The following is a 22,935-nucleotide window of genomic DNA, read 5'->3' on the forward strand; positions in this document are numbered from 1 at the left end:
CCCCTCCACCTCCGATTCACACGGCGAGGTTCATCCAGGCGGACATCTGCGACTTCTTGACGTGGATGGTCACCCTCTCGTAGCCGACCGGATCCGCGCTGGGGGCGATGACGTGGTCGTAGACGAACTGTGAAGTGATGACACCGAGATCCGTCCCCGATTCGGTCATGCCCCTCTTGAGAGGTCGTGCGTCCAGCAGCCGGGCGGCCTGCACGATGCTCGATCCGGAGACACCCACCGCGTCCTGCATGACGGGTCCGACATGGAGGGCCACGCGGAGCCGCAGCCTGACGGCGCTGCCGGCGCGGCGGTTGTGGTCGCGCAGCCGGGCGGCGAGCGCCGACGGCACGGGCCCGACGAACGCCGAGGCGGCGATGTCCGGCGGGGCGACGATCAGCGCGCCGTCGCCGCGGTCCTCGCGATAGCAGGCGGCCAGCGGCACCCCGGCGGCGTCCAGGACCTCGTGCAGCACCTCGTACATGATCCGCCGCAGATACAGCCGGTCGTCGTCCGAAAGGCGGGCGGCGCTGAACCCGGCGATGTCGGTGAACAGGATCGAGCACATCTGCCCGGCCCAGGTGGACGCGACGGTCGGCGCGGCCGTCGCGGTCCGTTCGGCCGGTGGCGCCGCCTGGTGCTCGACGGCCTCGCGCTCCGGTTCCGATGGCGGCGACGGCGTTCGAGGGCCCCCGGACTCGTCGTCGGTGAGCCGGTTGTAGATCTGGCGTTCCAGGACGGCGAGGACGCGCGGGTGCCTGGCCAGGAACGCGGCGAACCTCTGCGTCGTCATCCGCAGGGCGTGCACGGGGCTCTGCACCGTCACCCTGGCCGAGCGCGGCCGGAGCAGCAGCGCGGCCCGTTCGCCGATCAGCTCGCCGGGACCGCGGACGGCGAGCCGCCGCTCCCGCCCGTTCCGGACGACGTCCACGTTGACCAGGCCCTCCACGATCATCAGGACGTGGTCGCCGACCTCGCCTTCGTCCCACAGCACCGACCGGATCGGGAAGTCCGCCGGGGTGGCCATGGCGGTGAACGCGTCCTGCTCCTCGCGCGTCAGAGCGCCCCAGAACCCGCCGGACGGCGGATCCGTGCGCCGCCCGGAAGGCGGAGCCGCTGGACGCCGCCGCCCGGACGCGGGCTCGCGCACCACCCACGGCACGTGTCCGCCCACCCCCGAACGCTCCGAGCCGGTGGAGACGGGCGGCGGAGGATCACCGAGCAGAACGTTCAACACGGAACCGGTCGACGCGGCCGGGCCGCCGCCGGTCGCCGCGGTCTGCTGGACGGCGAGACGCTCCCGCTGCTCCGCACCGCGGACGATCCGCTCCAGCTCTTGCAGAACGTCCCCGTAGAAGAGATCCGTCCGGGGCGCGCCCAGGGTCGCAGGGGCGGAATGGACGTTCGTCAGCTCGGGATGCTCCTCCTCGACCTTCCGCGCGACGGCGTCCAGCCGGGCCGCCTCCCGCGGGTCCAGGTCGTCCATGGCGCGGCGCAGGCGCTCGAAGCGCTGCTGAGCCGTCCGGTGACCGGCTTCGGCCTCCAGGGCAGCCAGCTCGCGGGCGACTCGCTGCTCTTCTTCGCGCATCTCCTCGTCGTTCATCGCTGGCCTCCCCCTTCCTCGGCGAGGTGGTCCCGATCCAATAGTCCCCGAAGTTTCCTGCAGCCGTCAGAGCCGTACCGCTTCACGGTGCCCACCGCCATGGGGGCCTGCCCCGACGACATGATCTGCGCGGCGGTGGCATTGTCATATTCCAGGTAGTGCCGCAAGATGACCGTTTCCCGTTCACGCGGACTCAGCTGGGACAGTGCCCAGTGCAGATGCTTGCGCAGGATGACCGCCTCCTCCACCGAAGGAGCGGCCGCGTCGGCGATCTCCTCGGCGTCCTCCAGGATCGGCCGGGCCGTGCCGCGGTGCGCGTCCAGCTCGTCCAGCATCAGGTGCCGCGCGACCGTGAACAGGTACTGCACCGGGCTCCCGTTCCGGACCTCGGGGCGGCCCCACTGACGCCACAGCACCATGAACGCCTGGTTGAGGACGTCTTCGGCGAGGTGGAGGTCACCGCACATCCCGATGAGGTAGCCCAGCAGCCGTTGCTGCTGCTCAAGGAACAGGTCCCGGAAACCGTCCTCGGCTGAGGGGAAGGAGGCCATCAGTCATGCTCTCTTGCAGGCGGCAACGCCTCAGGCGAATCGCCGAAGTCGGTCTCGGCGTCCCCCGCCCGTGGCGGTAACCGCGGGTCGGCCCGGTACCGCGGCTCCTGCCCGGGCATCGTGATGACGCGTCTGTAGCCGGACGGGTGGCCCTCGCTCAACTCGGCTCCGCCGGGCAGAGCCTGCAGAACCATGACCGTTCCCCGGTTCCGCTCCCGCTCCAGCTCGACGAGCGCCTTACCGTGAGCACGCGCGGCCATGTAACCCCAGAAACCGCCGCAGCGACGTCGCAGGGCCGACCGCAGCGCGACCAGCCCCAACCCCACTTCCATGCGCCACCCTTTCCCGTCCGGTGCCGAACCCGTCAACAGTTGAAAGGTCCAGTGACGCCAGAAGGTTGGGGTCGACCTTCGCCGCGGTGCGCCGGGTCGGTCTCAGCGCGAATCGCCGTCCGCGCTGCGCGTGCGTCGCTCCACGCCACGGCGCATCGCCTCCAGGAGAACCTTCGCGACGAAGCCGAGGATGACGAGGTCGCCGATCATCTGCAGGATCGTCAGCGTCCGCGCCGCCTGGGAGAGGGGCACGATGTCGCCGAAGCCGACCGACGAGAACACGGTCATGGTGAAGTACAGGGCGTCGACGTGCGTCAACGGCTCGGAGAAGCCGCGTCCGGGTTCGTTGCCCATGAGGCAGTAACACGCGGCGAACAGCAGCAGGAACAGCGGTATCAACGTCGCCAGCGCCTCGACGGTACGGAGCCGCGGCGACGGCGACCGCACGATCGCGCGGGCCTGCCACGTGATGAGCAGGCCCAGGGCCGCCAGCGCCACGAACAGCGCCACAGCGGTCGTCGCCGTGAACGACCTGTTCAGCGGCGCCGCGAAGTACACGCTCAACAGGCACGCCGTGGTCAGCGCCGTACGCAGCAGCAACGTGAGCGTGAGCCGCCGGCTGGCCCGGCGCGAGCGGATCTCCACATCCCATCCATGCCCCGAACCCGCCGCAGAGCACGCGCGTTCTCGTGGGCTATCGGTAGCCGCGTTCGAGTAGGTATTTGGCTCCTGCCTCGAAACCCTCGGGGCTGAGCAGTTCGAATCCGAAGGCATCGGCGAGACGGTCGGTGATGTTGAAGGCGGCGCAGACCGCCAGCGCGTCCTTGATCTGCTGGGGCGTGGCACCGGCGGCCAGTACGTCACGCATGTCCTGGGTGCTGACGGTTCCCTCTCGCGTCAACTTGCCGAGCATGCGCAGGGTCGCTCGCAGCGGCTCCTCGATGGGTGCCGATGCCAGGTCGGTCAGTACCGCCGCGACTCGTGGCTCGTCCTTGTAGGCCCGCGCCGCGGTCGCGGTGTGCGCGGCGATGCAGAAGGCGGTCTCGTTCACTTTTGACACGTAGGCCGCCATTAGCTCCCGGTCGCCCACCGACCAGGTGGACGGTCCGCGCATCGCCTCGTGGGTGAACTCCTTGGCCCGGGCTCCATAGAAATCGGGCCGGTAGAACGTCAGCTTGGCGGCGTCCGGTACGGGGTGGCCGGAGAACAACCGGATGAGCGCGAACAGGAGTTTGGTTCCAAGGCCGTAGCCGTTGTTGAGGATGTCAAGTCGCATGGTCCGACCTCGCTTCGGCCAGGGCTGCCAATCCGGCGTCGTACAGCCGGGCGGACCGGCCTACCGCCGCGCATACCACCAGCTCGAAAAGCTGGTCTTCGGTGCAGCCGGACGCCTTCGCCGCGGCAAGGTCCGCTTCGGTGACCTGCGCTGGCGTGTTGGTGACCTTGGCGATCAGCGCGTCCAGCGGCGGGGAGAGGTCGTCGTTACCGAAGGCGCGGGCTCGCTGCTCCGCGGACGCCTTGCCCTCTCCGGTCAGCACGCGATCCACCAAGGCTCGGTGCGCTGCTTGCTTCTTGTCCTCGTCCGGCATGTTGCCTCCGCCTCTCACATCTGACCTGCCCCTGTACGTGTAAGACGATCGGCGCGGTGCCGAATTCGACACGCGGCCCAGGAGCAGTGCGGTGCCCGTTCCCTTGGACCGGGCGGACGCGGTCACCGCGGCCATGCCGATCGTCGCCGTCGACAGGTACCGGTTGTCCGGGCCCGCCTGCATCATTCCCGTGAGGCGTCCCTGCTCTTCGCTGACCAGGAGTAGTGTCCGTGCCCATCCGGGGCTCCTGCCTGGCTTGTCCGATGGTGGCTTCGATCATGGCGGGTACCCGCGCGGTAGGGTCTGGCGGGTGGACGGGACGGCGGGGCTTCCGGATGTGGAGGGCATGGATCCCCGGCGGGTCCACGCCGCGTTGAGCCTGCTGGCGGACGGCCGGTGGTGGTCGATGGCCGCTCTCATCCGGGCCAGCGCGGCGCCCCGGAGGTCCGTGGAGGCGCTGCTGGCCGGGCTCGCGGTGGAGCGCGAGGGTGATCGGTTCCGGCTGGACGCCGAGCAGGCCCGGGAGATCGGTGAGCTGCTGAAAACCGGGCATCGGCCGTTCGTCCCGGCCGATCCTGTCGGGCATCTGCTGCCGGACTACCGGGGCGTTGTCGAGCGGCTGGCGGACTTCATCGCGCGGGCGCCGCGGGGGCGGCATGTTCTCGATCATGTGGCGGCGACGCCGGAAACGGTGGTGCGGCGGGCGCTACTGCTGGGGGCGCGGTTCTGGCTGGGGGACGCGCGGCTGCTCTGCGTCGGCGATCATGACCTGACCTCGCTCGCGGTCGGGATGATCCATCCGCAGGTCGAGACCGTGGTGGTCGACATCGATGAGCGGATCCTCGCCTACATCGACGAGCGGGCGGCGGAGCTGGGATTGAGCGTGCGAACGCGGTGGGCCGATCTGCGGCTGGGGCTTCCGGGCTCGGCGGTGGAGTTCGCCGATTTGGTGATCACCGATCCGCCTTACACGGCTGATGGGGTCGGGTTGTTCGTCGCGCGGGGCGTTCAAGGGCTGCGTGACCAAGGGAGTGGACGGGTGCTGCTCGCGTACGGGGCCAGTGACCGTACGCCGATGCTGGCTTTGAAGGTGCAGAATGCGCTGCGGGATTTGAATCTGGTGTCCGAGGCCATTTATCCGGACTTCAATCGGTATTACGGGGCTGAGGCCATCGGGTCTGCTGCTGATTTGTATGTGCTTCGTCCTACGTCCAAGAGCCTTCCGGCGGCCGTCGCGCGGGCGGATCGGTTCAGCGCCGCCATTTATACGCAGGGACCGCAGGCGGTTGAGGCGCGGGAGCAGGTGAAGGTGTCGGCCGAGGATCTGGGGGATGTTCGGCCGGACGTGCTGGTCGGGGCGTGGCCGAAAGAGGTGCTGCCGGGGGTGCCTCGCGTGCGGTTGAGCACCTGGTTGGCCAAGCCGTACGCGGCCAAGGTTCGGCAGGTCGGTGCGGCGTTGCCCTCCGGGATGGAGGCCACGCTGGCGCGCCTGCTTTTGGCGACGCGGGCAGAGCGGATTCGTGTCGTGCCGGCCGAGGTGGTTGACCTGGACGAGCTTGCCGCGATTCTGGGGCCGGTTTATGAACTGGGTGAGCATGGGCGTGGGATCGAGGCCGTCCGTAGGGATGAGCCTCGTGATGATCCGGCGTTGCGCGTTCTGCGGGCGGTGATGGATCGGGCGCATGGGAAGGTGGCCAATACCTGGCGGGACGCGCTGATCGACGTCCGTGGCGATCTGACCAAACGGCAGGCGCGGGCGTTGGTCGCCGAGGTTGCGCCTTGGGCCGCTGATGTGACCTTGCTTGAGCTGCCCATGCATCGGCTGAGAGAATTGCCGGAAGCCATTCGGGAAAGCCTAGGCGGAGCCGGAGCGCCGGGCTAGCTCCTCCTGGAGAATGGGGACGCCCACCTCCAATGTCTGGACGCCGATCGTGCTCGCGATCTCCAATACGGCGACGATCTCGTCCGGTGTCGCGCCGTGGCCGATGGCGTTGTCGATGTGGACTTTCAGGCCGTCCGTGAACAGGTGCGTGGCCGACGCGTCGATCGCGATGTAGATGAGTTCCTTGACCTTGGGCTCCAGGACGCCCCGGCGCCACGGGATCGCGGAAAAGTTCAGGTAGGCGGCGAAGAAGGCGGGGGCGCGCTGGAGGACGTCCTCCCACGCGGTGTCCCAATAGCCGCGCCGCCGGACGAATTCGGCCTTGATGGCCTCGCGATCGACGCCGTCGTTCGGTGGCGGCGGCAGGCCGCGCAGGAGCGGGAAGCCGGTGCTCGCCGCGTGGATGCCGAGAACGGCCGTGAGCTGGAACGTCTCCATGATCTCTTCGCGGGTCGCGCCGTGGTCAAGGGCGGCGCGGACGTGCCGCCGGATGCCGGGCTCGTGCAGGTGGGTGACCGCCGCGTTGACCGCCAGGGCGATCAGTTCCCGGGTTCTGGCGTCCAAAGCGGCGTGTTTCCGCGGGACGTCCATTAGCTCGACACAGGCCGTATAGAACTCCGGGTCTGTGACGCGGAGTGCTTCTAGGCCCGTCATCGCACTTCGATGAAACCGACGTACGGCAGCGTCTTGGTCAGCAGGTAGTACTCGCCGTGCGGCTTCGGCCATTGCGTGACGTTCCGTCCGGACTCGGCGTGGTAGTAGTTCGTGCAGTTCGCCCCCATCGCGGACGCGTGCTTGACGAGTTGCCGGTCCACCCACCGCACCCACCGTTCGGTGGCGGACGGACGTGTGTCGACGACCCGCAGCCCCTTACGCCGCATCCGGGCGACGGTCCGCACCGCGACCTCGGCCTGCCTTTCGAGCTGCGCCAGGACGGAGAAACCGCCGTTCGTGTTGGGGCCGTACAGCATGAAGAAGTTCGGATAGCCAGGGACCGTGATGCCGAGGAAGGCTCTCGGGTCGTTCTTCCATGTGTCGTGAATGGAGACGCCGCCGGTGCCGCGCACGTCCAGCGATGCCAGGAACTTCGTCGCGTGGAAACCGGTCGCCATGACGAGGACGTCGATTTCACGTTCGGTGCCGGTGGCGTCCACGATCCCCTTGGATGTGACCCGGGTGACCGCGTGCGGGACGAGTTCGACGTTCGGCCGGTTCAGCGCCGGATAGAACCCGGTCGCCAGTACCGGACGTTTGCAGCCCCAAGGATAATCAGGCGTCAACCGGGCGCGCAGTTCCGGATCGTCCACCGTGGAAAGGATGTATTCGCGGCATTGCCGCAGGTTCTGCTGCTGCCGTTTACCGTGAAGATCGTATCCCTTGAACATGACCCGGAACTGATAGAACAGCCGCAGCCGACGCAACTTCTGAACAAACGGCAGCCGCCGGAAAACAACCCGTTCGCGCGGCGTATAGTCGCGTTCGCCCTTCGGCAGGATCCAGCCCGGCTGCCGCTGGAAGACGTAAAGCCGCCCGACCTGCTCGGCGATGGCCGGGACGACCTGGGTGGCGGTCGAGCCCGTGCCGACGACGGCGACGCGCTTGCCGGTCAGATCGTGCGACGACTCCCAGCGGGCGGTGTGGAACTTCGGGCCCTCGAAGTCGTCCAGGCCGGGCCAGTCGGGGTAGCGCGGCCGGCTGAGCAGGCCGAGGCAGCTGATCACCACGTCGAACGGCTCCGTCTCGCCGGACGCGAGCCGCACGTCGTAGCGCGCCTCGTCCGCGTCCCAGGTGGCCGATTCGACGCGGACACCGAAGCGGCAGTGCCGCCGGACGTCGAACCGGTCGAGGACGTGCTCGGCATACCGCTGCAATTCCGCCTGCCCGGCGTGGGTGCGCGTCCAATCGTAGGTCAGGAACGAAAAAGAATAGGCATGGGATGCGATGTCGACCTCGCAGCCGGGATACCGGTTGTCCCACCACGTGCCGCCCGGGCCGTCCGACTGCTCGAAGACGGTGAAGTTCGTGAGACCTTTCTTCTTGAGCTTCACCGCGGTGGCGATGCCGCCGAACCCGCAGCCGATGATCGCCACCCTCGGCCCTCTTGACCGACCCATTCGACTCATAGGGATATCAGTCTTTCCATCACTCGCACGCCGAATTCGAGGGACTCCACGGGGACGCGTTCGTCCACGCCGTGGAACATCGCGGGATAGTCGTAGCCCGCGGGCAGCAGCATCGGCGTGAACCCATAAGTCTCCATGCCGAGCGTTCGGAACCATTTGTTGTCGGTACCGCCGCTGAACACGAACGGCGCGACCTCGCAGCCGGGGCTGACCTGCCGCAGCGCCTCGATGAGCAGCCCGAACCATTCGCTCTCGTGGTCGGAAAGGACGGACGGGCTCCGCCGCAGCAATGACACCTCGGTGCCGGAGCCCGCGCCGGACGTGAGGTGCTCGTCCACGCCGTCCTCATGACCGGGGACGAAACGGCAGTCGAACCGCGCCCACGCCTCGCCGGGGATGACGTTCTCCTTGTAGCCCGCGCCGATCCGCGTCACGTTGACGGTGGTGCGGATTCCGGCGGCGAACATGCGGCCGAACGGGCCGGTCCGCGTGGCGAGCACGTCCGCGACCTCGTCGGGGTCGGTGACGGGACGTCCGGCGACGCGGGACGCCAGCACCCGCATCGGCTCGGTGATCGTGTACGGCTGCTCGGCCGACACGAGCCGCAGCGTCGTCTCCGCGAGCCGCGGGATCGGGTTGTCGTCCGGGAGCATGCTGCCGTGCCCGGCGACGCCCTTCTCCACCACCTCGTACCAGCGCAGTCCCTTGTCGGCGACCGACACTGCGAACAGCGGGCCGCCACCAGCGGAAACGGGGATGTTGAAGCCGCCGACCTCGCCGATCGCCGCCCCGCACCCCTCGAACAGGTCCGGATGCTCCGCGACGAGGTGCCCGGCGCCGAGTTTCCCGCCGGTCTCCTCGTCCGCGAGGAACGCCAGCACGAGGTCACGGCGCGGGCGGCGGCCCGCGGCGACCGCGCCGCCGACCGCCGCGAGGGTCATCGCGACCGCGTTCTTCATGTCGACGGCGCCGCGGCCCCAGACGCAGCCGTCCGCGATGTCGCCGCTGAGCGGGTGCCGCGACCAGGCGGCGGCGTCCGCCGGGACGGTGTCGAGATGCCCCTGGACGAGCAGCGCCGGCAGGCCCGGATCCACCCCCTCGACTCGCGCGACGACGTTCGTCCGTCCAGGCTCAGCCTCGATGATCTGCGGTTCCAGGCCCATCCCGGACAGCAGCGCGGCGACGTATTCGGCCGCCTTCCGTTCGGTTCCGCCGGGGTTGGTGGTGTCGAACCTGATGAGGTCCGAGCAGATCTCCGCGACGTCAGGCATTGCCGCCGCCCAGCGGGAGGGCCGCGCCGCCGCCCAGGGTGAGGGCCGCGACCGCGTACGTCCGGACGGCGGCGAGGTACTCCTCGATCGCGACCCACTCGTCGTCCCAGTAGCAGTCCATCGAGCCGGGGCCGTAGGTGACGGCCTTGATGCCCGACTCCCAGAAGATCGGCGTGTCCGGCCACGCGGGATGCACGTCGTGCGCGGCGGCCTCGCCGGTGCTGTGGCGGTGCGCGGCGGCGACGTCGGCGAGGAGGCGTTCGCCGGACGGCACCCGCAGCGAGCTGCGCGGATTCTTCAGGCAGGTCGCCTCCAGCTCGACGTCCACCGGGAATTCGGCGAGGCGGTCGACGGCGCGTTCGACGGCGGCGCGGACGTCCCGCAGCACGTCGTCCTGCGTCTGCGCGGCCGGGAACCGGAAGTCGAACGTGATGTCGCAGCGCTCCGGGACGAGGTTGTGCGCCACCCCGCCGGAGATCTGCGCCACGTTGCAGATCTTGACGTCGTCGAGCACCTCCCCGGACGCGCGGGTGATCGGCATCGCGAGCACCTCGCGGACGATCTCCGCGGCCCGCGCGACGGCGTTCACCCCGATGTCCAGCGCGGTGGTGTGCGCGGCCCGGCCGCGCACGGTCACGGTGACATAGGCGATGCCGCGCTGGCCGGTGAGGACGCGCAGGCCGCTCGGCTCGCAGTTGATCGCGTACGTGCCGCGCAGCCCGTCCCGCAGCGCCTGCCGGGTGCCTTCGCCGCCCTCGAAATGGTTCGGGACGGCGAGCACGACGACATCGCGCGGCAGCGGCACGCCGGAGCGCGCCAGCATCGCCGTGGCCATCGTCATCGCCGCCGTCCCGGCCTTCATGTCCGCGACGCCGACGCCGTAGACGCGGCCGCCGTCGATCTCGCCGCCGAACGGGTCCCGCCGCCACGACCGCGACGGCGGATACACCTCCATGTGGCCGTTGAAGATGAGCGCCTCGCCCGGATCGCGCCCGCTGGACGCGCGGGCCAGGACGTTCGGCATCCCGTCCGTGCCCGAGCCGGGCAGCTCGACCTCGAGACCGGCGTCGGCGAGCGGCGCCGCGAGATGCTCCGCCGCGGCCGTCAGCGCCGGGCCGTCGCCCCAGACGCTGGGGATGCGGAGCAGGTCGCGGAGGAAGGCGACGATCTCCGGCTCGTGCCGGTCGATGAGGCCGAGTACCCGGGCCGTGCGGTCTTCCGTGGAGACGGTCGTCATCGTGGTCGCCCTTCGATCGGAGAGCCGCCCAGCTCCGGCCAGAGGCCGTCCGGGCCGAACACTCGCGCGTGGAATCGTTCGCCGATGCGGCGGTATCCGTCGGCGTTCGGGTGGAGGCCGTCGTAGAGGTCGTCCGCGTCGCCGGGGCCGAACAGCGCACGTCCGTCGAGGTAGCGCAGGTGCGGGTCGCGTTCCGCGCGCGTCTCGGTGATCTCCTCGATCAGCGTCCGGATGCGGCTGAGGGTCAGGCCGGACGACGGGTCGCCCGTCGCGTGGTAGCGGCCGGTCTCGTCCTGGACGGTCGGCCCGGCGCGGTCCTCGGCGGTAGGGCAGATGATCGGCGACACGACGAGCAGCGGCGTCCGCGGATGCCCGTCGCGGACCGTGTCGAGGAACCCGTGCAGCGCCGGGACGAACGTCCGCTCCTTGAGCGAGTCGAGGTTCTGCACGTTGATGCCGACCTTGAGCGTGACGACGTCGGCGGGCACGTCCCGGATCGTCCGGGACGCGAACGGGTCGAGATGGCAGTTCCCGGCGAACGCCAGCGACGTCAGGTCGAGCCCCGCCCGCCGCGCCACCCACGTCGGCCAGGCGTCGGTCGGGCTCCCCGCCTCCGCGCAGTGGCTGATCGAGCTGCCGTAGTGGACCCAGCGGCGTCCGGGGAGCTTGCCGGGCGCGACGATGCCGTCCGCGCGCAGCTCCCGAAGCTCCACGATCGCGGCCTGGGGCAGCCAGATCTCGACGTCCTTCCAGGACGTGCCGAGCCCCTCGAACCGGATCGTCTCCGGCTTGCCCCGCTCGGTCTCGACCACCTGACCCGCGCGGACGACGCAGACGTCGCCGCCGCGCACCTCCTCGGAGATCACCCGGCACCAGCTCGCGACCGCGTCGAACGCGACGGGGAAGAGCGGGAAGTAGGCGTTGCGGAACCGGGTGACGAAGACGTCCAGCTCGACGTTGTCCGCCTCGGTGCGGAACACGAGCCGCACCCCGGCGGGCCTCGGCACCATCAGCCGCAGGTACGGGTCGGTGAGCTGCGGGCGGGTCCAGGCGGGCAGCCGCCGGGGGATCAGCCCCGTGGGCGTGCGCTCCACGTCGAGCGCGCCCGCGATGGTGACGGGCCCGTTCTCAAGGTCGATCTTCAGCACGTGCTACTCCCTCCGGACGGGGCGGGATCCGCGGCTCTTCCGTGAGCCAGGCGGCGAGAAGGTGGTCGTGCTCGCCCGGTGCAGGTGCCGGGCGGAACTCCTCGGCGCCGCCCGCCAGGCGGACGGCGCCCGCGAGGGTGCGGAAGCCGTCCGGTTCGTCCCGCACCAGGCCGCGGGCCAGCGTGTGCGGATGGGACAGCGCCTCCCGGACGTCGAGGACCGGCCCGCACGGCACCCCTGCCGCGCCCAGCCGGTCGAGGACGTCCGCGCGGGTCAGGTCCGCGAGCGCCGCCTCGACCTCAGCCCGCAGCTCCTCGCGGTGGCGGCCGCGGTCGGCGTCGGTGGTGTAGCGGGCGTCGGTGAGCCAGCCGGGCCGGTCGAGGACGTCCGCGAGCCGCGCGAACAGCGCGTCGCTCGCCACCGCGATCGCGACCGGGCCGTCCTTCGCCTCGAACGTCCCGTAGGGCGCGCTGATCGCGTGGTGCGCGCCGGTCGGCCGGACGTCCTCGTCCGTGTGCAGCGCCCGCATCGCCACCGACTCCAGGACCGAGACGAGCCCGTCGAACATGGACACGTCGATGTGCTGGCCGCGTCCGGTGCGTTCCCGCTGGTACAGCGCCGCCAGCACGGCCACCGCCCCGTACAGCGCGGGCACGATGTCGCCGATGCTCACCCCGACGCGGACGCCGGGCCCGCCGTCCGGGCCTGTCACCGACATCAGCCCGGACATCGCCTGCACTATCAGGTCGTAGGCCGGACGCTCGGCGAGCGGGCCGGTCCGGCCGAAGCCGCTGATGCCGACCGCGACGAGCGCCGGGTTGAGGCGCGCCAGCTCGCCGGGCGGGAAGCCGAGCCGTCCGAGGACGCCCGGACGGAAGTTCTCCACCAGCACGTCCGAGCGGGCGACCAGCCGCGCGAACCGCTCGCGGTCGTCCGGGTCCTTCAGGTCGAGGGTGATGCCGAGCTTGTTGCGGTTCAGGAGGCGGTGGAAGGTGCTGTCGCCGTCCACGAACGGGCCGAACCGGCGGCCGTCGTCGCCGGCCGGAGACTCGATCTTGATGACCTCCGCGCCGAGGTCGGCGAGGATCCGCGCGCACAGCGGGCCCGACAGGACGCGGCTCAGATCCAGAACCCGGATGCCGTCCAGCGCGGCCCGTTCCCCGGTCATCCGAACCACCGCAGGCCGCTCGCGCGGACGGCGTCGGCCGCCGCCTCGTACCCGGCGTCCGCGTAGCGCATGATGCCGATGCCGGTGTCGGCGGTGAGCGCCGCCGTGATCCGCTCGTCCGCGGCGGCGGTGCCGTCCGCGACGAGCGTGACCCCGGCGCTCTGCATGTAGCCCGCGTAGCCGCCGCCCCCGGCGTGGATCGCCACGAGGTCGGCGCCCGAACCCGCCGTGAGCAGCGCGTTCAGCAGCGGCCAGTCGGACACGGCGTCGGAGCCGTCCGGCATGTTCTCCGTCTCGCGGAGCGGCTGCGCGACCCCGCCGGCGTCGAGGTGGTCGCGGGTGAACGCGACCGGGCCGTGCAGCTCGCCGCTCCGCACGGCCTCGTTGACCAGCAGCGCGAGCCTCGCCCGCTCGCCGTGCGCGAGCCACGAGATGCGGGACGGCAGCCCCGCCTGCCGCACGTACTTCTGCGCCGTCGGAATCCACCGCTGGACGAGCGCGTTCCCGGGGAACTCCCGCACGACCATCGTGTCGATGAGGTCGATGTCGGCCTGCTCGCCGGACGCCGCCACCCACCGGAACGGGCCGAGGCCCCGGCAGAACAGCGGCCTGATGTACCGCTCGATGAAGATCGGGATGCGGAACGCGTCGACGCCGTTCTCCGCCGCCTGCGCCCGCAGGTTGTTGCCGTACTCGAAGACGACGGCGCCCGCGTCCTGCCAGGCGAGCATGCACTCCACGTGCGTCGCGATGGAGGCGCGGGCGCGGCGGGTCAGCTCGTCCGGGTCGCTCTCGCGCAGGGCGGCGGCCTCGGCGGGCGTCATGCCGGACGGCACGTACCCGTACATCAGGTCGTGCGCCGCCGTCTGGTCGGTGACGACGTCGGGGACCAGGCCGCGTTCGCGCAGCTCGGGGAGCACGTCGGCGGCGTTTCCGAGCAGCCCGATGGACGCGGCCGTCCGGGCGGCCATCGCCTCCCGCGCCCACGCGACCGCTTCGTCGATCGACTCGGTGGCGCGTTCCAGGTAGCCGCTGTCGATCCGCTTCTCGATCCGGTCGGGATCGACCTCGACGCAGAGCGCGACGCCGTCCGCCATGACGGTCGCGAGCGGCTGCGCGCCGCCCATGCCGCCGAGCCCGGCGGTCACGACGAGCCGTCCGGCCAGGTCGCCGCCGAAATGCTCGTCGGCGACGGCGGTGAGCGTCTGGTACGTCCCCTGGACGATGCCCTGCGACCCGATGTACTGCCAGTCGCCCGCCGTGTACCCGCCCCAGGCGATCAGGCCGCGCCGCTCCAGCTCGTAGAAGTGCTCGCTGGTCGCCCAGCGGCCGACCAGGTTGCTGTTGGCCATCACGACCAGCGGCGCCCGCGTCCCGGTCGGGAACACCCCGATCGGCTTGCCGGACTGGACGACGAGCGTCTCGTGCTCCTCCAGGCTCAGCAGCGCCTCGGTCACGAGTTTCAGGGCGGCGTGGTCGCGGGCGGCCTTCGCGAGGCCCGCGTACACGATGAGGTCGTCCGGACGTTCCGCGTGCGTGAGGGTGTTCTCCAGCATCCGCAGGAGCGTCTCCTGGCGCGGGCCCCGGCAGCGCGGTCCTTGGTGGGCGATGTCGGCGATCACCATGTGCGTCCCCTTCTCGCCCGCTTCGGGCGCCGTGCAGTTCTCAGTCCGGGTGAGGCCCCTCGTGCCCGCCCGGCAGCCGCGTGCGTCCCAGCGCGCCGCGCACGCCCGAGTCGCGGACGTCGTGCCAGAACGACAGGCACGCCTCCTCGATCCGGACGCCGAGGACGAGCGGCGCCACCCGCTTCTCCAGGTCGGGGACGTCGACCAGGCGTGCCAGCATCTTCTGGAACTCCTCCAGCCGGCCCTGGTGGTAGCGGACCTGCGCCTCGGCGAGCCGCTCCGCCGTCCCCTCGTCGCCGAGCTCGCTGAAGAACAGCTTCAGCTCGGCCTCGTTGCGGACCTGGAAGACCTCGGTGTCGGGGTCCCTGAGCCATTCGCGCAGGGCCTCGCGGCCCGCGGGTGTGAGCGAGTACGTCCGGCGGCGGCGCCCCTCGGTCTCGGCGGACTCCGCCAGCAGCCCGGCCTCCGCCAGCCGCCGCGGCTCCACGTAGAGCTGACTGTGCGGGAACGGCCAGAAGTAGCCCACCGAGCGCTCGACGGCCCGCTTGAGCTGGTACGACGAGCTGGGCCCGCGCAGGCCGATCAGCCCCAGCACGAGGTAGGAGCTGGACGAGAGGTTGATCGCCATGTTGTGAACTGTACCATCCATTCTGGACGGTCATCGGGCACGGCTCCTCTCACCGTCGGACGTACGGGATCCGGTCAGCCCAGCAGCTGCTGGCGTCCGGCGCGGCGCTTCATCGGGGCCAGCGCCGTCAGGTCGATCTCGATCAGGAACGGGCCGGTCTCCCCGGTCGACCGGGCGAACGCGCGGTCGAACGCGGCGACGTCCGCGACCTTCACGCCGGGCACGCCCATCGCCGCGGCGAGCGCCACGAAGTCGGGGGTGTGCAGGTCGACGTCGTTGCGGGCGCCGTCGAACGTGGCGTGCTGGACGTCGCGCAGCACGCCGTACCCGCGGTCGTTGAACACGCAGACCGTGACGGGCGCGCCCGCCTGCGCGAGCGTCGACAATTCGCCGATCGACAGCATGATGCCGCCGTCGCCGTGGACGACGACGGTCCGCTCCCCGCTGCCGAGCGCGGCGCCGATCGCCAGCGGCAGGCCGGGGCCGATCGCGGCGGACGCGGGGTGCAGCGACGTGCGCGGCTCCAGGACCGGCAGCAGCCGGTCGCCCCACGCGTACGCCGGGACGGTCGAGTCGCGGACGATCACGCCCGCCCTCGGCAGCGACCGGCGGATCGCCGCTACGATCGCCCGATGATCCGGCCCGAGGGCCTCCAGCGAATTCTCGCGCGCCTCGGCGGCGGCCTTCTGGGCGGTCACAGCCCATTCCTCGGTCGAGCCGGTGACGGCGACGTGCTCATCAAGCGCGAGCAGGGTCTCGCGGGCGTCGCCGTGCAGCGCGACGGCGGGCGGGTACGTGCGGCCGAACACGCTCGTGTCGGCGTCGGCGTGGAGCAGCGCGCCGGTGAGCCGCAGCCGCCACGCGTCGGTCGTGTACATCTGGAACCGGGCGCCCACGGCGAGGACGACGTCCGCGTCCTCGACCACCTCGCGCAGCGGCGGCGTCGTGACCAGGGCGCCGAGGCACAGCGGGTGGTCTTCGGGCAGCGCGCCGCGTCCCTGCACCGAGGTGACGACGGGGATCCCCAGGCGCTCGACCAGGCGGCGCAGCTCGGGCCAGGCGCCCGCGCTGAGCACGCCGCCACCGGCCCAGACCAGTGGACGGCGGGCGTCCGCGAGCAGGTCCGCCGCCGCGCGCACCCTTTCGGCGGGCGGCGCTGCCCGCGGCACCGGCGCCGCCTCCGGGACCCGCAGCGACGCCGGGACCCGCGCGTACTGCAGGTCGACCGGGATCTCCACGGCCGTCGGACGCGGCCAGCCGCGATCCGTCTCGCGGCCCGCCGCCACGACCGTTTCGGCGATGTCCTCGGCGCGGCGCACCGTCCATGCCTCGCGGGTCAGCGTGCGCAGCATGGCGAGCTGCTGCTCCGCCTCGTGCAGATAGCCCTTGGAACGGCCGAGGAACCGGCTCTCCACCTGGCCCGTGATGAGCAGGACGCGGGACCCCGCGAACTGCGCCTCGAAAAGCCCGCCCATCGTGTTCGCCGTGCCGGGGCCGGTCGAGGCGAGGGCCACGCCGAGCCGTCCGGTGACGCGTGCGTAGCCGTCCGCAGCGTGCACCGCCGCCTGCTCATGCCGGACGTTCACGACCGTTATCCCGCCGTCCCGCCGGACCGCGTCCAGGATCGGCAGGTTGTGGACGCTCGCGACGCCGAACAGCATCTCCGCGCCGAGCGCCCGCAGCGCCTCGACGACCAGGTCACCGCCGGTGCGCTCGCTCACCGGGCCCTCGCCCCGTTCGTCGCGCTCGCTCCGCTCGCGGTGTGGCGCTGGATCGCCTTCAGCTCGGTGAACTGGGTGATGCCGAACGCGCCCAGCTCCCGCCCGTACCCGGACTGCTTGTAGCCGCCGAACGGCGCGAGCCCGTTGAACGGCGCGCCGTTGATCTCGATGCTGCCGGCCTCCATCCGCTCCGCGAACCGCAGCGCGCGCTCCTCGTCCGCCGACCAGACCGCGCCCGCCAGCCCGTACGGGGTGCCGTTGGCGATCGACACCGCCTCGTCCTCGTCCACGTACGGGATCACCGCGAGGACCGGGCCGAACACCTCCTGCTGGGCGAGCGCGATGCGCGGGTCGTTGACCGTGAACGCGGTGGGGCTGGTGAAGTAGCCGTCGCGTGGCAGCTGGGCGTCGGGATAGGACCAGATCGTCCGGGCGCCGTCGACGAGGGCGCGCTCGGTGGCCTCGGTCACCCGGTGCTTCTGGTTCCAGCTCGCCAGCGGGCCGACGTCGGCGTCCGGGTCGCCGGACGGCCCGATCCGGTAGCCCGCCATCGCCGCCGCCACGAGCTGCTCCGCCTCCGGCAGCGACTGGAACGGCACGAGCAGCCGGCTCAGCGCGGTGCACGTCTGCCCGGTGTTGATCAGGACGGTCCGGACCACCCGCTCGACGGCCGCCGCCAGGTCGCCGTCCGGCAGCACGACCGCCGCGGACTTGCCGCCGAGCTCCAGCGTCACCCGCTTGATCGACCCGGCGGCGACCTCGGCGACGCGGCGGCCCGCGCGGGTCGAGCCGGTCAGCGACACCATCGCGGTGCCGGGGTGGCGGGCCAGGTACTCGCCGACGTGCAGCCCGTTGCCGAACAGCAGGTTGAACGAACCGGGCGGGGCGCCCGCCGCGTCGAACGCCTCCGCCAGGATGAACGCGTCCAGCGGTGCCACCTCGCTCGGCTTCAGCACGACGGGGCAGCCGGCGGCGAGCGCCGGGCCGATCTTCGCGGCGGTCTGCAGCAGCGGGAAGTTCCACGGGGTCATCGCGGCGACGACCCCGACCGGCTCGCGCAGCACGGTCGAGCCGCCGGACGGCGCCGGGCCGTCCAGCGGCGCGGAGAAGTCCACGTCGGCGACGGCCCGCGCGGTGTTGCGGAACGTTCCGACGGCGGTGCGCACCTGGTAGTTCGCGCAGTGCTTGCGCGGCATGCCCATCTCGCTGGAGATCAGCTCCGCGAGCTCGTCCAGCCGGGTCTCCAGGTGGTCGGCGACCCGCTCCAGCAGCGCCGCGCGGTCCGCGGGCTCCATCGCGCGCAGGACGGGACGGGCCCGGCGGGCGGCCTCGACGGCCCGGTCCATGTCCTCGGTCGCCGACTCGCGGACCGTGGCCACGCACTGCCCGGTCGAGGGATCGATGACGGCGATGACGTCCTCGCCGTTGTTCTCGACCCACGTCCCGTCGATGTATGTGTCCGCACGATGGTCCATGTCGCTCCGCTCACACCGGTCTTCAAGCGATTCGACCGAAGCCTAGAATCATCTGCCCGGAATGGGTTGGGGCCGGGTCACCAAAGAAATCCCGCGGTCATTATGTGCCCCGCACATGGCAGGGTCGCGGATCAGGCGAACAAGCGGGCGCGCAGATCCGTCCTGGCCTCTTCGCGGTCGCGCCGCATCTGGATCGCGTCGTAGGCCATCAGCGCGACATTGAGATCGCCGATGTCGGTGATGCGGCGCATATCCCGTCCGGTCAGCGTCGCGATCTGCCGCAATCTGTAGGCGACCGTGTTCGGATGGACGAGGAGTTCCTCCGCCGTCCGCTGCAGCGCCATATCGCAGGAGATGTAGACGCGGAGCGTGTCCAGCAGATGCGGCTTCTCGACGAGCTGTCCGATGCGGGTCTCGATCAGCCGGTTCGACACCCACCGGTTGTGCGCGAGCAGCACTTCGAGGATCACGTCCGTGCACTGGGTGACCTGGCCGCGCTGGTCGCGGTAGATGCTGATCTCCAGCGCGGACAGCGCCTGCCGGCAGCTGTGCCCGGCGGCCGACAGCGACTTGCCCGGCTCGCCCGCCGACACGAACAGCGACCGTCCCGGCTCGCCGTCCAGCATCTCGGTCAGCAGCGGGACCAGCCCGGGGCCCGCCCGGTCGAGCGGCACCAGGGCGAGCAGCACGCCGCGCCGCTCCCGCAGCAGGATCTCCCGGCGCGGGTCGTGCCGCCACAGCGCCTCCAGGATCCGGCGGCGGACGCGCGCCCACTGCTGCGCCGTCGGCGCCGGGTCGTGGTAGGCCGCGACCGCGCGGAACGGCTGGTGCGGGTTGATGTTCAGCATCCTGGCCTGGTCGTTCACGGTGCTCGCGTCGACGGCGGGACCGGCGATCAGGCAGCTCAGCAGGTCCGTGCTGACCCGGGCCTGCCAGCCGGCCAGCTCGTTGTAGGTGCTGGTGAACGACTCCAGCTCGCGGGTGCAGAGCACGTCGAACAGCTCCGCGAGGCGTCCGAGGACGGCGCGGACGTCGTCCATCGCGATCTCCGAGTGGGCGAGGACGTGGTCGGTGACGACCCGCTCCAGCAGCCGCAGCCACTCGACCGCCTCCACCACGGACCTGCCCTGCAGCGCGACGCGCGCCCCGCGCCCGGACGGCAGCTCGCCGACCGGCCCGTCGCCGGCGAGGCCCGACGAGCACACGCCGATGACGCTCACCGCCATGTCGAACGCCTCGACGGGCGCCTGGCGGTCGACGGTTCCGGACTCGGCCGCCGAGACGTACTGCCGGACGAATTCGTTCGCGAGCGCCGTGGACGCGGATTCGAGTTTCCGGGCCACGGTCGCCAGCGGCTCGGCGACGGCGGCGGTCGTGTCGGACGGTGCCATGTCACCCCCAGCCCGGGGGGCCAGGAGCGACCTGTGTGACGCACCTGACCCGGGTTGTGGAGATGTATCACGCGATTTCATCCCACGTCAACGACGTGGTCCCCGAGGCGGGCGGGCGCGGACGCCTGCGAACTGTGCCGCTCACACAGGCGCCCTCAGCGACTTTTGTGACCCGGCCCTCATGACATATGGCGGGCCGTAACCGTTGACTGGTCGCCATGCGGCAACGGAGGGACGGTGAATCGTGACGGCGAGTACCTCCGCGACGAGGCTGCCACCGGCCGGTGACGTCCCCGGCGCGCCCCCGCCCGGACGGCGGCGCCCGCGGCGTCCGGACTTCGTCACGATGGCGCTCGGCCTGCCGGTCGCCTTCATGGCGATCGTGTACGCCTATCCGGTCGGCGCGATGCTGCTCAAGAGCTTCACCGAGCCGGAGCCCGGCTTCGGGAACTTCACCAAGGCGTTCACCGACGACGCCATCTGGGACGTCCTGGTGATAACCGTCCGGCTGTCCGCCGAGGTGGCCGTCCTGACCGTTCTGCTCGGCTTTCCGGTGGCGTATTTCCTGGCCCGGACGTCGAAACGCAAGGCGCGTTTCCTGGTGCTTCTCGTCATCATTCCGTTCTGGACGAGCATCCTCGTCCGGTCGTTCTCCTGGATCGTCCTGCTCGGCGACAACGGGCTGGTGACCACGATTCTGGAACCGCTGACCGGCGACTCGCAGGGAATGCTGTACAGCGAAAGCGCGGTGATCATCGCGATGACGCACATTCTGCTGCCGTTCCCCATTCTCATCATCAAGGGCACGCTGGACCAGATCGACACCTCGCTGCCGCCCGCCGCGCGCTCGCTCGGCGCCGGGCCGCTGCGCGCGTTCGCGCACGTGTACCTGCCGCTGGCGCTGCCGGCCATCGTGAGCAGCGGGATGCTCGTGTTCGTCATCGCGCTCGGCTTCTACGTCACGCCCGCGCTGGTCGGCGGCCCGAAGCAGAGCACGATCGCCGTGGTCATCGCGCAGGCCGTCCAGGTCAACTTCGACTGGGGGATGGCGGCGACGCTCGCGACGATGCTGCTGGTGGTCGCCACCGCGCTGACCATGATCGTGCGGCGGCTCACCAAGGTGAAGGGCCTGGTGTCGCTGTGAGCACCGTCGACATGACCGCGACGCGGGACGCGGGGGCCAGGCCCGCGCCGCCTCCCGGCGCCCGCCGCGGCCGCCGGTCGCCCGCCACGCCCATGGAGCGGGTGCTGCGCTGGGTCCTGCGGGGCGTGGTCACGCTGGTCCTGGGCTTCCTCGTGGCGCCGATCGTGATCGTCGTCCTGGAGTCGTTCAACAGCGTCGACTACCTGTCGTTCCCGCTGGAAGGCTGGTCGCTGACCCACTACCGGCGGTTCTTCGCCGACTCGGCGTGGGTGGACGCGTCCCTGCTCAGCGCCAAGATCGCGCTGCTCGCCGCCCTGATCGCGACGGTCGTCGGCACGATCGCGGCCTGGGGCCTCGCGCGCAGCCGGGCCCGCGCGAAGGGCTTCGTCTTCGCGCTGCTGTACTCGCCGCTGCTGATCCCGATCATCGTGCTGGCGATGAGCTACTACTTCACGTTCGCCGACCTGAAGGTGATCGGGCACTGGCAGCTGATCTCCGTCGCGTACTCGGTGATGGGCATCCCGTACGTCCTCGTCGCGGTGTCGAACGCGCTGCAGCAGTTCGACCCCGAGCTGGAGAACGCCGCCCGGACGCTCGGCGCCGGCATGACGCGGACCCTGCTGCGGATCACGCTGCCGTCGCTGACCTCGGCGATCTCGGCGGGCGCGCTGTTCGCGTTCGTGATCGCCTTCGACGAGGCGGTGATCATCCTGTTCGTGTCCGGCAGCGGCTCCGTCACGCTCCCGCGCAAGCTGTGGGACAGCGTCCGCTACGACCTCACGCCCACGCTCGCGGTCGCCGGCACGATTCTCATCGCCGTCTGCGTCGGGCTGTTCCTCCTCTCCGAGCTGATCAAGATCCTCCGTGAACGGCGGGAGCGCCGATGACCGAGCAAGCGCCGATGACCGACGAGCGGCCCGCCGGGCAGGCCGCGGCCGCCGCGACCGACCGGCAGGTGGTCTTCGACGGCGTCCACAAGTGGTACGGCGACGCGCCCGCCGTCCACGACTTCAACCTCGCGATCGCGAAGGGCGAGTTCGTCACGCTGCTCGGACCGAGCGGCTCGGGCAAGACGACGAACCTGCGCATCCTCGCGGGCCTCGAATCGGCCACCGCCGGAGAGGTCTACCTGGCCGGACGCGCCGTCACCGACGACGTCCCGGAGAAGCGGAACATCGGCCTGGTGTTCCAGAACTACGCGCTGTTCCCGCACATGACCGTCGCGCAGAACATCGCGTTCCCGCTGCGGATGCGCCGGATGAAGAAGGCGGACGCGCAGCGCGAGATCGACCGCGTGCTGACGATGACGCAGCTCACCGAGTTCAGGGACCGCTACCCGCGGCAGCTGTCCGGCGGCCAGCAGCAGCGCGTCGCGCTCGCCCGCGCGTTCGTGTTCGACCCGAGCGTCCTGCTGATGGACGAGCCGCTCGGCGCCCTCGACCGCAACCTGCGCGACCACATGCGGCTGGAGCTGAAGAACCTGCAGAAGCGGATCGGCGCGACCGTCCTGTACGTCACCCACGACCAGGACGAGGCGCTCGCGCTGTCCGACCGGATCGGCGTGATGCACCGGGGCGTCCTGCAGCAGACCGCGCCGCCGGACGAGCTGTACGAGGAGCCGGTCAACTCGTTCGTCGCGAAGTTCCTCGGCCAGTCGATCTGCCTGCCCGCCAGGCGGGTGGACGAGGACGCCCGGCACACCGTCGTGGACGTGGAAGGGATGTCCGGCCGGATCCTGGTCGACAAGGCCAACGACGTCTCGGCGGACCCGGCCGGGGAGTTCATGATCCGTCCGGAGCGGGTCCGGATCGGCGCGGACAAGCCGGACGCCGCCGAACGCAACGCCGTGGCCTGCACCGTCGTCACGCACGTGTACCTCGGACCCCAGCTCGAGGTGCACCTGCGCACCGCGGACGGCGCCGAGCTGCAGGTGGTGGTGCCGTCCGAGGCGCGGGCCGGCTACGCCGAGGGCTCGTCGCACTGGCTGAGCTGGGGCGCGAGCGACTGCCGCTTCCTCGCCCACGTGACCTGACCGCACCCACCGGAAACG

Annotated in this window: 21 protein-coding genes; 4 read left to right on the top strand and 17 right to left on the bottom strand. The window is 71.0% G+C overall.

The genetic code is table 11. The features are described 5' to 3' along the window. Positions 1–16: 16 nt before the first annotated feature. The 6 genes from E1287_RS16865 to E1287_RS16890 form a co-directional block, all read right to left on the bottom strand. Positions 17–1,600: a cyclic nucleotide-binding domain-containing protein gene (locus E1287_RS16865; protein ID WP_131965902.1), complete on the bottom strand. Its 1,584-nt coding sequence runs from the start codon at positions 1,598–1,600 to the stop codon at positions 17–19. Further along, on the bottom strand, positions 1,597–2,151 hold the full coding sequence (locus E1287_RS16870) for a sigma-70 family RNA polymerase sigma factor (RefSeq protein WP_131965903.1): 555 nt from the start codon (positions 2,149–2,151) through the stop codon (positions 1,597–1,599). Before E1287_RS16870 ends, E1287_RS16865 begins: the two co-directional genes overlap by 4 nt. Continuing rightward, positions 2,151–2,483 (bottom strand): hypothetical protein, encoded by a 333-nt coding sequence (locus E1287_RS16875; RefSeq protein WP_131965904.1) that lies wholly within the window; start codon positions 2,481–2,483, stop codon positions 2,151–2,153. Before E1287_RS16875 ends, E1287_RS16870 begins: the two co-directional genes overlap by 1 nt. 102 nt (positions 2,484–2,585) lie before the next feature. Beyond that, positions 2,586–3,128 carry a potassium channel family protein gene (locus E1287_RS16880; RefSeq protein ID WP_165969049.1) on the bottom strand — a complete coding sequence of 181 codons (543 nt, stop codon included), beginning with the start codon at positions 3,126–3,128 and terminating at the stop codon, positions 2,586–2,588. Positions 3,129–3,177: 49 nt separating this feature from the next. After that, positions 3,178–3,759: a carboxymuconolactone decarboxylase family protein gene (locus E1287_RS16885; RefSeq protein WP_131965906.1), complete on the bottom strand. Its 582-nt coding sequence runs from the start codon at positions 3,757–3,759 to the stop codon at positions 3,178–3,180. After that, complete coding sequence (locus E1287_RS16890) at positions 3,749–4,072, bottom strand: hypothetical protein (protein WP_131965907.1); 324 nt, start codon at positions 4,070–4,072, stop codon at positions 3,749–3,751. The genes E1287_RS16885 and E1287_RS16890 overlap by 11 nt, the downstream gene beginning before the upstream one ends. 310 nt (positions 4,073–4,382) lie before the next feature. Between E1287_RS16890 and E1287_RS16895 the strand changes: the two genes are divergently transcribed. Next, complete coding sequence (locus E1287_RS16895; RefSeq protein ID WP_243719101.1) at positions 4,383–5,954, top strand: bis-aminopropyl spermidine synthase family protein; 1,572 nt, start codon at positions 4,383–4,385, stop codon at positions 5,952–5,954. On the opposite strand, the gene E1287_RS16900 is transcribed toward E1287_RS16895, so the two are convergent. The 11 genes from E1287_RS16900 to E1287_RS16950 all read right to left on the bottom strand — a co-directional run bounded on the left by E1287_RS16900 (position 5,928) and on the right by E1287_RS16950 (position 19,741). Continuing rightward, positions 5,928–6,680 carry a carboxymuconolactone decarboxylase family protein gene (locus tag E1287_RS16900; RefSeq protein WP_131965908.1) on the bottom strand — a complete coding sequence of 251 codons (753 nt, stop codon included), beginning with the start codon at positions 6,678–6,680 and terminating at the stop codon, positions 5,928–5,930. The genes E1287_RS16895 and E1287_RS16900 overlap by 27 nt on opposite strands. Further along, positions 6,605–8,044 carry an NAD(P)/FAD-dependent oxidoreductase gene (locus tag E1287_RS16905; RefSeq protein WP_165969051.1) on the bottom strand — a complete coding sequence of 480 codons (1,440 nt, stop codon included), beginning with the start codon at positions 8,042–8,044 and terminating at the stop codon, positions 6,605–6,607. The genes E1287_RS16900 and E1287_RS16905 overlap by 76 nt, the downstream gene beginning before the upstream one ends. Before the next feature lie 29 nt (positions 8,045–8,073). Then, entirely contained in the window at positions 8,074–9,348 is a 1,275-nt protein-coding gene (locus tag E1287_RS16910) for a M20/M25/M40 family metallo-hydrolase (RefSeq protein ID WP_131965910.1), read from the bottom strand. Beyond that, complete coding sequence (locus tag E1287_RS16915; protein WP_131965911.1) at positions 9,341–10,585, bottom strand: M20/M25/M40 family metallo-hydrolase; 1,245 nt, start codon at positions 10,583–10,585, stop codon at positions 9,341–9,343. The genes E1287_RS16910 and E1287_RS16915 overlap by 8 nt, the downstream gene beginning before the upstream one ends. Continuing rightward, entirely contained in the window at positions 10,582–11,733 is a 1,152-nt protein-coding gene (locus E1287_RS16920) for a GDSL-type esterase/lipase family protein (RefSeq protein WP_131965912.1), read from the bottom strand. Before E1287_RS16920 ends, E1287_RS16915 begins: the two co-directional genes overlap by 4 nt. Further along, positions 11,714–12,901 (bottom strand): CoA transferase, encoded by a 1,188-nt coding sequence (locus E1287_RS16925; protein WP_131965913.1) that lies wholly within the window; start codon positions 12,899–12,901, stop codon positions 11,714–11,716. Before E1287_RS16925 ends, E1287_RS16920 begins: the two co-directional genes overlap by 20 nt. After that, positions 12,898–14,526 (bottom strand): urocanate hydratase, encoded by a 1,629-nt coding sequence (locus E1287_RS16930; protein WP_131965914.1) that lies wholly within the window; start codon positions 14,524–14,526, stop codon positions 12,898–12,900. The genes E1287_RS16925 and E1287_RS16930 overlap by 4 nt, the downstream gene beginning before the upstream one ends. A gap of 40 nt (positions 14,527–14,566) precedes the next feature. After that, positions 14,567–15,154, bottom strand: coding sequence for a PadR family transcriptional regulator (locus E1287_RS16935; protein WP_131965915.1), 588 nt, complete (start codon positions 15,152–15,154; stop codon positions 14,567–14,569). A gap of 74 nt (positions 15,155–15,228) precedes the next feature. Beyond that, positions 15,229–16,875 carry a thiamine pyrophosphate-binding protein gene (locus tag E1287_RS16940; protein ID WP_131965916.1) on the bottom strand — a complete coding sequence of 549 codons (1,647 nt, stop codon included), beginning with the start codon at positions 16,873–16,875 and terminating at the stop codon, positions 15,229–15,231. Continuing rightward, positions 16,872–18,350 carry an aldehyde dehydrogenase family protein gene (locus tag E1287_RS16945; RefSeq protein WP_131965917.1) on the bottom strand — a complete coding sequence of 493 codons (1,479 nt, stop codon included), beginning with the start codon at positions 18,348–18,350 and terminating at the stop codon, positions 16,872–16,874. Before E1287_RS16945 ends, E1287_RS16940 begins: the two co-directional genes overlap by 4 nt. A gap of 131 nt (positions 18,351–18,481) precedes the next feature. Beyond that, a complete protein-coding gene (locus E1287_RS16950) occupies positions 18,482–19,741 on the bottom strand; it encodes a helix-turn-helix domain-containing protein (protein WP_131965918.1) in 1,260 nt (419 codons plus the stop codon). A gap of 244 nt (positions 19,742–19,985) precedes the next feature. Here E1287_RS16950 and E1287_RS16955 point away from each other — a divergent pair, with 244 nt between their 5' ends. The 3 genes from E1287_RS16955 to E1287_RS16965 are packed head-to-tail and all read left to right on the top strand — an operon-like array spanning position 19,986 to position 22,917. Continuing rightward, positions 19,986–20,885, top strand: a complete 900-nt coding sequence (locus E1287_RS16955; RefSeq protein WP_131965919.1) for an ABC transporter permease — start codon at positions 19,986–19,988, stop codon at positions 20,883–20,885. Further along, positions 20,882–21,772 carry an ABC transporter permease gene (locus E1287_RS16960; protein WP_131965920.1) on the top strand — a complete coding sequence of 297 codons (891 nt, stop codon included), beginning with the start codon at positions 20,882–20,884 and terminating at the stop codon, positions 21,770–21,772. The genes E1287_RS16955 and E1287_RS16960 overlap by 4 nt, the downstream gene beginning before the upstream one ends. Then, a complete protein-coding gene (locus E1287_RS16965) occupies positions 21,769–22,917 on the top strand; it encodes an ABC transporter ATP-binding protein (RefSeq protein ID WP_131965921.1) in 1,149 nt (382 codons plus the stop codon). Before E1287_RS16960 ends, E1287_RS16965 begins: the two co-directional genes overlap by 4 nt. The last annotated feature ends 18 nt before the right edge of the window (positions 22,918–22,935 follow it).

It is taken from the genome of Actinomadura sp. KC06 (genome assembly GCF_004348735.1).
Classification (GTDB): domain Bacteria; phylum Actinomycetota; class Actinomycetes; order Streptosporangiales; family Streptosporangiaceae; genus Spirillospora.

What these genes read in the sequence shown, in the direction of transcription:
- E1287_RS16865 (WP_131965902.1), bottom strand. Translation starts at nt 1,600, where the DNA reads ATGAACGACGAGGAGATGCGCGAAGAAGAGCAGCGAGTCGCCCGCGAG.
- E1287_RS16870 (WP_131965903.1), bottom strand. Translation starts at nt 2,151, where the DNA reads ATGGCCTCCTTCCCCTCAGCCGAGGACGGTTTCCGGGACCTGTTCCTT.
- E1287_RS16875 (WP_131965904.1), bottom strand. Translation starts at nt 2,483, where the DNA reads ATGGAAGTGGGGTTGGGGCTGGTCGCGCTGCGGTCGGCCCTGCGACGT.
- E1287_RS16885 (WP_131965906.1), bottom strand. Translation starts at nt 3,759, where the DNA reads ATGCGACTTGACATCCTCAACAACGGCTACGGCCTTGGAACCAAACTC.
- E1287_RS16890 (WP_131965907.1), bottom strand. Translation starts at nt 4,072, where the DNA reads ATGCCGGACGAGGACAAGAAGCAAGCAGCGCACCGAGCCTTGGTGGAT.
- E1287_RS16900 (WP_131965908.1), bottom strand. Translation starts at nt 6,680, where the DNA reads ATGGCCGAAGCCGCACGGCGAGTACTACCTGCTGACCAAGACGCTGCC.
- E1287_RS16910 (WP_131965910.1), bottom strand. Translation starts at nt 9,348, where the DNA reads ATGCCTGACGTCGCGGAGATCTGCTCGGACCTCATCAGGTTCGACACC.
- E1287_RS16915 (WP_131965911.1), bottom strand. Translation starts at nt 10,585, where the DNA reads ATGACGACCGTCTCCACGGAAGACCGCACGGCCCGGGTACTCGGCCTC.
- E1287_RS16925 (WP_131965913.1), bottom strand. Translation starts at nt 12,901, where the DNA reads ATGACCGGGGAACGGGCCGCGCTGGACGGCATCCGGGTTCTGGATCTG.
- E1287_RS16930 (WP_131965914.1), bottom strand. Translation starts at nt 14,526, where the DNA reads ATGGTGATCGCCGACATCGCCCACCAAGGACCGCGCTGCCGGGGCCCG.
- E1287_RS16935 (WP_131965915.1), bottom strand. Translation starts at nt 15,154, where the DNA reads ATGGCGATCAACCTCTCGTCCAGCTCCTACCTCGTGCTGGGGCTGATC.
- E1287_RS16945 (WP_131965917.1), bottom strand. Translation starts at nt 18,350, where the DNA reads ATGGACCATCGTGCGGACACATACATCGACGGGACGTGGGTCGAGAAC.
- E1287_RS16950 (WP_131965918.1), bottom strand. Translation starts at nt 19,741, where the DNA reads ATGGCACCGTCCGACACGACCGCCGCCGTCGCCGAGCCGCTGGCGACC.
- E1287_RS16965 (WP_131965921.1), top strand. Translation starts at nt 21,769, where the DNA reads ATGACCGAGCAAGCGCCGATGACCGACGAGCGGCCCGCCGGGCAGGCC.